The organism is Clostridium thailandense, from assembly GCF_019207025.1.
GTDB classification, from domain to species: Bacteria; Bacillota; Clostridia; order Clostridiales; family Clostridiaceae; genus Clostridium_AM; species Clostridium_AM thailandense.
The window spans coordinates 1-9,088 of record NZ_JAEEGC010000042.1 but is presented as its reverse complement, the minus strand read 5'-3'; the positions used below and the strand labels follow the sequence as shown (position 1 = coordinate 9,088).

Genomic DNA, 9,088 nt, shown 5'->3' with positions numbered 1-9,088 from the left:
AACCATCTTTTGAACCTGTGATGTTCCTTCATAGATTTCAGTTATCTTAGCATCTCTCATCATTCTTTCCACTGGATAATCCTTTGTATATCCATATCCACCAAATAATTGAACAGCCTTTGTAGTTACTTCCATAGCTACATTTGCAGCGTGAAGTTTTGCTCTAGCTGCTTCTACGGTATAAGGAAGTCCTTGATCTTTAAGATATGCAGCTTTGTATACTAAAAGCTTCGCAGTCTCAATCGCAACATCCATTTCTGCCATCATCCATGCTAAACCTTGGAACTTATCCAAGGATCTTCCAAACTGTTTTCTTTCCTTCATATATGCTTTAGCTTCATTAAAAGCACCTTCTGCTAGACCTAAGGCTTGAGCTGCTATACCAATTCTTCCTCCATCAAGAGTGTTCATTGCTATACCAAAGCCCTTTCCTTCTCTTCCAAGCATATTTTCGACTGGAACTATCATATCTTCAAATATAAGTTCTGTTGTTGAAGAGCCTCTTATTCCTAATTTATCTTCAACTTTTCCTATAGAGAAGCCCTTAAAGCCTTTTTCTATTATAAAAGCTGTTATTCCCTTTGTTCCTTTACTTCTGTCAGTCATTGCAAATATAACAAAAGTATCGGCAACTCCTCCATTTGTTATAAATATCTTTGAACCATTAATTACATAATGATCGCCATCTAAAACTGCAATAGTTTGTTGTCCTGCTGCATCTGTTCCTGCGTTTGGCTCTGTTAAACCAAAAGCTCCTATTTTTTCTCCCTTTAAAAGTGATGGTAAATATTTCTCCTTTTGTGCTGGAGTTCCAAAATGTTCTATTGGATAAGCACATAAGGAAGTATGTGCTGATAATATAACCCCTGTAGTACCACAAACCTTTGATAACTCTTCTACTGCTATTGCATAGGAAACACTATCTCCACCTGCTCCGCCATATTCTTTAGAAAAAGGAATTCCCATCATCCCAAACTTAGCCATCTTCTTCACAGTTTCCATAGGAAATCTTTCAGTTTCATCAACTTCTGCAGCCAATGGCTTAACTTCATTTTCTGCAAACTCTCTTACCATTTGCCCAACTAATTGCTGTTCCTTTGTCAATGTAAAATTCATATTCTTTCCTCCTATCTATCTTTGCATTTTCTACTTAATATTTTCCTAGCCATATCTAACATCTCTTCACTAATGGAACTTTCAAGTTCTACCCTATCTATTTCTGGAATTGCTTTTTTAATACAGGTTTCAACTAAATTTTCTACAGTATATTTAGCTGAAGCACAATTGCTGCACTGTCCTAGAAGCCTAATTTTAAGTACATTATTCTCTATTTCTATAACTTCAATATCTCCATTATGTTCTCTTAAATAAGGCTTTATTTTTTCATCAATTACTCTTTTTATTTTATCTTCAATCATGATTTTCAACCCACTCTTTAAGGAGTGGTATAGCCACTCCTTATAAAATTATTCTATTCTAGCTATAGCTTTAGCTAATTCTTTTTTATGAGATAGATTTCCCTGCCTAGCTATCATTATTCTCTGAGCTTGAGGAGAACCAGCACCATGCATTGATTCCGTTCTGTAACCCACTGCTGCAGTACCTAAGCATATGTTTTCTAGTAATCTTAAGATCTTCATTCTATCCACTGTGGATACCTCTGCCACACCTTTTAAATACTTATCTAATAAGCTTCCAGTAGCAGGATTTTTGAAATCTTTTTCTGATGGAAGCGTAACCATTATTCCACCAGCTATGTCTTCTGCTAATCTTACTATTTCATATGGAAATCTTGTTATATTTTGTTTACATACATTTGCTAATAATAAATCTATTTGATAATTTCCAGCCTTTGTTGCATGTCCTTCTGCTGAACAAGCAATTCCGCAAGCATATAGAGTTTCATTTAAATGAGTCATTTCTATTAATTTGTCTTTTATATGAGATGCTTTTGCAGCTCCATTATAGTCAGCGGCTAATGCAGCAGCTCCTATTAATACATCGCCTACTCCAACTTTACAGCCACCATAGCTTTGTCTATGATAGCCTGCAAATCTTTCAACTAACATTCCTGCAAAATCAGTTTCACCATTTAAGAATATTCTTTCATTTGGTACGAACACATCTTCAAATATTACTAAAGCTTCTACTCCACCAAAATTTTTATTACCAACATCTAAATCAGCATCTTCTTCAAGTTTTCTTGTATCACAGGATTGTCTTCCTATTATCATTGTTATACCTTCTGCATCTGTTGGTACAGAAAATGCTACAGCATAGTCTTTATCTTCCGGTCTCATAGCTATTGTTGGCATTACTAGAATCTCATGAGAATTACACATACCTGTTTGATGTGCCTTTGCTCCTCTAACAACAATTCCATCTTCTCTTCTTTCCACTACTCTTAAATACAAATCAGGATCTGCTTGTTTGCTTGGAGATAAACCTCTGTCACCTTTAGGATCTGTCATGGCTCCATCAATAGTTAAGTCATTTTCCTCAGCATATTTTACAAAGTTTTTAAAATTCTCATGATAATTTGTATTGTAATATTTATCAACTTCATAGGTAGTACTAAAAGTTGCATTAAAAGCATCCATTCCTACACATCTTTGAAAACATGCAGCAGTTTTTTGTCCTAACAATCTCTGCATTTTAACTTTTTTCACTAGATCTTCTGAACTTTGATGAAGATGTAAAAATCTATTTATCTTTTCTCCTGTTAAACTTGATTTTGTAGTCATCAAATCTTCATACTCTTCCATTTGAGCTAAATCATAGGTCATTTTTACTGAATTAAGAGATGGTCTAAGTATAGGATCATCTATTGGACTTTCTATCTTTTTTCCAAGCATATAAATATTTAGTTTAAGTTTACGTATACTTTCTATATATTGCTCTCCTGTCATTAAAGCCATTATTATCCTTCCCTTCTTCTATTTTAATCTTTTTTAATTTTCATTATAATTTTCTAAAATTATAGCTGTACCCATTCCACCACCTGCACAAAGAGAGGCAAGGGCATACTTATTATTTCTTCTCTTCATTTCATTTATAAGAGAAACTACTAGTCTGCATCCACTAGCGCCAACTGGGTGTCCTAAGGCAATTCCGCTGCCATTTACATTAGTAATATTTCTGTCTAAACCCATTTCCTTTTCACAAGCTAAGTATTGAGCTGCAAAAGCTTCATTGATTTCAAAAAGCTCTATATCTTTTAATGTAAGCTTTGCTTTTTTCAATGCTTTTTTAGACGCACTAACTGGTCCAATTCCCATTATATCTGGATCAACACCAGTTGTTGCTACTGCTGCTATTTTTGCCAAAATAGGAACTCCTAGTTTTTTAGCTTTAGCTTCAGACATTAGAATTACTCCTGCTGCTCCATCATTCATACCTGATGCATTACCTGCAGTTACTGTACCATTTTCTATAAAGGTTGCTTTTAGCTTTCCAAGCTTTTCCAAGGTAGTATCTCTTCTAGGATGTTCATCAGTATCTATAATTACTGCTTCTTTTCTACCTGGAACCTCAATTGGAACTATTTCAGCTTTAAACTTTCCTTCTTCTATAGCTTTTATAGCTCTTTGTTGACTTGTAAGTGCAAGAATATCTTGTTCTTCTCTTGAAATATTATGTTTTTCTGCTAAATTTTCTGCAGTAACTCCCATTGCTGGTCCAATTCCAAGATTAGTAAAGGAATCCCACATTGAATCTCTTATTTCACTGTGCCCAAATTTCTTTCCCCATCTATAATTTAAAATCATGTGCGGTGCATTGCTCATGCTTTCACCACCGCCAGCCATTATAACATCTGCTTCACCAGCTTTAATTTGATAATAAGCCATCTGTATTGCAGACATTGAGGATGTGCAATTTCTGTGTATTGTGATTCCTGGAACTTCTTGTGGTAATCCAGCTTTTACTGCTGCCACTCTAGCCAAATTATTTTCTTTATAGGTTTTTTGATAATTGCAGCCCCAAATGACATCATCAATTTCAACTGGGTCAAAATTAGCTCTTTTAACCAATTCCTTCATTACAGGTATACTCAAATCAATTGCATCTAGAGTTTTAAATACTCCACCTATAGTTCCTATAGGTGTTCTACAATTAGCTACTATAACTACATTATTCATTTTCTTATCTCCTTAAATATATTTTGTTAAGAGAACAATTGACAAAGGACATAGGAGGATTTCCTTTAGTTTTCTTCCTTACATTTGAAAACTAATTTATATAAACCAATTCTTTTGTAGTGCCGGGAATAAGAATTTTCCTTCACCGTCAATTGTCCTTTTTCAATTGTCCTCTAAAAAATTTTATTTTACTAATAATATGCTGGACTTACTAATACCTTCAGAAGTAAGACCAGCATAAATTTAAAATTATATCTAAGTATTATTTACAATATTTTTACTCTTCTTTTCTTTTTTCTTTAACTATTTTATCAATATAAGCATTCCATATAGGTTCTTCTGCAGCCATACGCTCACGGAAGCCTTCTCCAATTTCAGTCTGATCTTCTCTATCTATAACAGCCCAAGCGATATGTGGTTCTGAAGGAGGACATCCATGAACTGCAACTCCTTTGCTTCTCCATTTTGTTAAACAGTTTCCACAAAGAATTAATCTTTCTTTTGGAACATCTGGAAGTTCCTTTTTAGCGCCAAGCACTATGATAGCATCTTTATTTTTTTCATATTCACCAAGTGCTTTTAATTTTTCCATTGAGAAAGCAACTAGTGATTGACAGCTTGAACAAGAATTTTCATGCATGATGTTATATTCTGGCCATGTTTCAAATTTTTCAAGGTATGGAAGCCACGCTTTCTTATATACCTCGTCTATGCTCTTACCTTTAGTTATAATTTTATCTTCATCGCTTACACCAAGACCTCTTTCTTTTGCTGCTTTGAAATAATCTACTACATTAATATCTAAACCTACCATTCTACAAGCAGTTGCATCGAGAGCAACAGGGTCTTTACTTGCAACTACACATCCCATATCTAGTGGAACTGCAGAGTGAGGTCCGAAACCTTCAGCTGGATAAATTAAATCTGCTATTGTAAGATCTGCTCTTACTACTGACCAAACATCCATCATTGCCATTGCAAGATTAGTTTTATGCATTTCATAGTGAACCTTATCTTGAACTACACCTTTAATATTTTTAAGTGCACAACTGAAAACCATGCTTGCATGAGATTTAAATATTGGTAAATTGATGATATGTTCTGCCTCCAATAGAAGTCTTGGAAGTCTTATACTTTTTATATCAGAACGGGCATCTCTTATTTGTACTGTTATAAGATCCTTGTCCGATTTAATATCATATAGTTCTGCTCCTTCTTCTCTAGCTACTGCAGCATGTCCAGCTGATTCAAAACATGCCATTGTATCACATCCAATTGCTGCTGCCTCACCAACTATTACTCTTTTTGCTCCAGCTGCACGAACTGCACGTATAACATATCTAAGTAATTCTGGATGTGTGTTAATACTTGTACCTGGAGCACCTAAGTGTCCTGCATTTGGTTTTAATATTACAGTGGAATTCTTTCTAATTAAATTTTCAGCTCCACCTAGTTCTTCAAGTACTTGATTAACCATTAGTTCAATACTAGAATCTTTTGCTATTGCTACAATTGATTTTTTTTCCATAATTTTTTCAAGCTAACACCTAAGATATATCTATCAAAGAATCATTAGCTCTTTCTCCTCCTTTACTCATCTAAAATAATATATTTTTAAACTATCTACTTTTATATTTAAGCAAGTAGCATGCCAATAAATAAAAATAGTTTAAGTTACCATAATCCCTCATAAACAATGATATTTTAAACACCTTTTAAAAAAATAACATTGCATAATTTCAATAGCATTGCAATTTTGCAAGAAGTTTATAGATTCATAAAACGCTTTTTAAGTTATCTTAAATTTGTATTATCTAATTTATTTTCTTTGATATTAAAACTTTATATGTTTTTTTCAGCGCAATATGTATTGGCATGCATATTGCTTGATAAATTATATTGACATGCTTAATTCATTTTAAAAATTTTCATTTAGGAGGCGTCAATAATGAATAACTTCGAATTTAGCCTACCAACAAAGATACACTTTGGAAAAGGTAAGATAAATCAAATTGGAGATTATATTAAAACAAATGGAACAAGAGTACTTATCCATTATGGGAGTGAAAGAATTAAAAAAAGCGGATTATTTGAAATTGTAGTGGAATCAATGAAAAATCAAGGTATAAATTTCTTTGAACTTGGAGGAGTTGAGCCTAATCCATTGCTTAGTAAAAGCAAAGAGGGTATTGATATCTGTCGTTCAAACAAAATTGACTTTATATTAGCAATCGGAGGCGGAAGTGTTATAGACTCTGCTAAAACAATCTCCTTAGGTATCCCCTATGACAGAGATGTATGGGATTTTTTTATTAATAAAGCCACTCCTAAGTCAGCAATTCCAATTGGTGTTATATTAACTATTCCCGCAACTGCAAGTGAAACTAATTCTACTGCAGTAATTACAAATGAAGCTATCCATAGTAAGCGTCATATAAAAAATGATTTACTGAAACCTGTATTTGCAATAATGGACCCTGAGCTGACTTTTAGTGTACCACCCTATCAAACGGCAGCAGGCTGTATAGATATTATGGCTCATGTCTGGGAAAGATATTTTGTAGATCAGCCTCAATCTTATCTATTAGATAAAATGTTTGAAGCCGTTTTAAAGACCATTATTCAATATGCCCCAATAGCTCTTAGAGAGCCTAAAAATTACAAAGCCCGTTCTGAAATAATGTGGGCTTCAAGCATAGCTCATAATGATATGCTTGGATCTGTAGGTGATTTCGCATGCCATGGTATCGGATTGCAACTTAGTGCATTATATAACGTAACACACGGTGCATCACTAGCAATTGCAATAATAGCTTGGGCAAAATATGTATATAAGCATGATATTAATCGCTTTTGCAAATTTGCCGAGAGTATTTGGGGAATTGAGCAAAACAATATGGATCCTGAATTAACTGCTTGCCAAGGTATTAAGGCCACAGAAGACTTCTTCAATTCGCTTAACATTCCAACTAAGTTATCTGAGGCTGGAATTTCGTCAGATCAAATTGAATTGATGGCTGAGAAAGCAGTAGATAATGGTCTAGGATATTTAGGTTTGGGATTTGTCCGCTTGTATAAAGAAGACTTAATTGAAATATATAAACTGGCATACTAATAAAAATAAATTATCCCTTAAAAATATTAAACTATAATCCCAGTAAAAAGCACTTTGCTCTCTACTGGGATTATAACAACTTTACTTATTAATTTATAAAAACCCAATAGAAAGCATTTTACTCACTATTGGGCCTATTTATAAATTTATATTTTCTGATTTCATACATCAAATTTTTGACTCTCACAAAACATATTCTTAAATATTCTATATTAATAATCAATCCAGATTACTTCTGAATTGAACTGCCTTACGGTACATTTCCTCCCATGTGTTAAACTGAGTTTTTCCTTTCACACAACAATCAAAAGCTTCTCTGCTTCCCATTATAACTTTAGCCTGCCAGTCTATAAATACAGCACCTGAAAAAGTAAATGCTTCAAAGGAATCAAGATTAGTATATTTTTTCATAAACTCATCGCTGAATAATTCAAATAATTCTTCTTTCGTTTCAAATATTCTAACACAGCTTTTAATTTTATTATCATGAACTATTTTAATATTTTCATCACTCATATTACTACTCCTGTATCAAATTATTTTTCACTTGTTTTATAAGCGATCAAGAGTTTTTGCCACCTTAATTAAATTTTCAATTAAATTTTTTCTTGAAGCCTCTTGATCTTCTTTAGTCCACTTTTGAAATCCTAAACCAGTTTTAAATCCCAATTCTTTTTTATTAAGCTTTTCCACAAGAAGAGGTGATGGCTCAGTTGAATTTTCTAAATGCTTAAATAGATAGGAATGGATAGCATAGGTGAGATCAATCCCTCCCATATCTATAACTTCCATAGGAGCGGTTACAGGAATTCTTAAACCAAAGCCATATTTTATTGAATCATCAACCGCTTTAGCATCTGCTATTCCATTTTCAATAATAGAGATAGCTTCTCTAAAAAGAGCATGCTGTAGTCTATTTGCCAAAAATCCTGGAACATCTTTATTAACAACTACAGGTTTTTTTCCTGCATCTTCAAGTATTTTTACCGTACGTTCAACAACATCTTCTGAAATATATTCTGTCTTAACCACTTCTATTAATGGAACTATATATGGAGGATTCCAAAAGTGAGTTCCAATAATTCTTTGTTTATTCTTTGATTTTTCAGCAATTTCAGTAATACTTATTACCGAAGTATTTGAAGCAAGAATTGTATCCGGTCCACATATCTCATCCAATCTTGCAAAATAATCCTGTTTAATCTCCAAATTCTCAATAATACTCTCAAAAACTATATCAGCAGATTTTGCAGCCTCTTCAAAGGATTCTGTAGTTTCTATTCTTGACATGATCTCAGGTATTTCAGACTCACTTATAACATTATTGTCTTTTAATATTTGCAAATTTTTAGGTATTATTTCAAGTGCTCTTAGTTCTTCTTCATTACGAACATAAACCTTAACATTAAAGCCTTTTGTTGCAAATAATTGAGCAATTCCTGAACCCATTGTTCCTGGTCCAAATACTGAAACATTTATTTTTTCCTTATTCATTTTATTTACCTCTCATATCATTTATAACAATAAACATATTTTTAAAATTTAATTATTATAGGAGCTATCGCACTATAGAAGGGTGTGATTAAACAAAAATTTACATTTAGTAAATCCATCAATATCAATGCATTCAACTTTTTCAATTTCCATGTCTTAATATATAAAATGGACTTTATCACATCCCCTTATAGATAACCACACCAGACACTTAACTTATACGCAGGGATATATTTACATTCTGGAAGACACATTTAAATACTTTTGCTACAAGTCTTAGCTCATATTTTTGAAAAAGCTTAGAAGATTTGATTGGTTAAAAGTCTAAATGACTTTTAAC

At 33.0% G+C, this 9,088-nt stretch carries 8 protein-coding genes; 1 reads left to right on the top strand and 7 read right to left on the bottom strand.

Going from position 1 to position 9,088, the window contains the following annotated elements:
* From I6U48_RS10455 to I6U48_RS10435, 5 genes are all read right to left on the bottom strand, one after another.
* On the bottom strand, nt 1–1,116 hold a 1,116-nt coding region (locus I6U48_RS10455; protein WP_218320363.1), incomplete at its 3' end, for an acyl-CoA dehydrogenase.
* 11 nt (nt 1,117–1,127) lie between these two features.
* Complete coding sequence (locus I6U48_RS10450) at nt 1,128–1,418, bottom strand: NifU family protein (protein ID WP_218320362.1); 291 nt, start codon at nt 1,416–1,418, stop codon at nt 1,128–1,130.
* A gap of 48 nt (nt 1,419–1,466) precedes the next feature.
* Nucleotides 1,467–2,918: a 4-hydroxyphenylacetate 3-hydroxylase family protein gene (locus I6U48_RS10445; RefSeq protein ID WP_218320361.1), complete on the bottom strand. Its 1,452-nt coding sequence runs from the start codon at nt 2,916–2,918 to the stop codon at nt 1,467–1,469.
* A 33-nt stretch (nt 2,919–2,951) separates the two neighbouring features.
* Nucleotides 2,952–4,139 (bottom strand): thiolase family protein, encoded by a 1,188-nt coding sequence (locus tag I6U48_RS10440; RefSeq protein WP_218320360.1) that lies wholly within the window; start codon nt 4,137–4,139, stop codon nt 2,952–2,954.
* A gap of 277 nt (nt 4,140–4,416) precedes the next feature.
* Nucleotides 4,417–5,667 (bottom strand): DUF362 domain-containing protein, encoded by a 1,251-nt coding sequence (locus I6U48_RS10435; RefSeq protein WP_218320359.1) that lies wholly within the window; start codon nt 5,665–5,667, stop codon nt 4,417–4,419.
* A gap of 420 nt (nt 5,668–6,087) precedes the next feature.
* Here I6U48_RS10435 and I6U48_RS10430 point away from each other — a divergent pair, with 420 nt between their 5' ends.
* Nucleotides 6,088–7,254, top strand: a complete 1,167-nt coding sequence (locus I6U48_RS10430) for an iron-containing alcohol dehydrogenase (protein ID WP_218320358.1) — start codon at nt 6,088–6,090, stop codon at nt 7,252–7,254.
* A gap of 219 nt (nt 7,255–7,473) precedes the next feature.
* On the opposite strand, the gene I6U48_RS10425 is transcribed toward I6U48_RS10430, so the two are convergent.
* Both I6U48_RS10425 and I6U48_RS10420 read right to left on the bottom strand, forming a co-directional pair.
* Nucleotides 7,474–7,770: a hypothetical protein gene (locus tag I6U48_RS10425; RefSeq protein ID WP_218320357.1), complete on the bottom strand. Its 297-nt coding sequence runs from the start codon at nt 7,768–7,770 to the stop codon at nt 7,474–7,476.
* Nucleotides 7,771–7,806: 36 nt separating this feature from the next.
* Entirely contained in the window at nt 7,807–8,748 is a 942-nt protein-coding gene (locus I6U48_RS10420; protein ID WP_218320356.1) for a 3-hydroxyacyl-CoA dehydrogenase family protein, read from the bottom strand.
* Nucleotides 8,749–9,088: the final 340 nt, after the last annotated feature.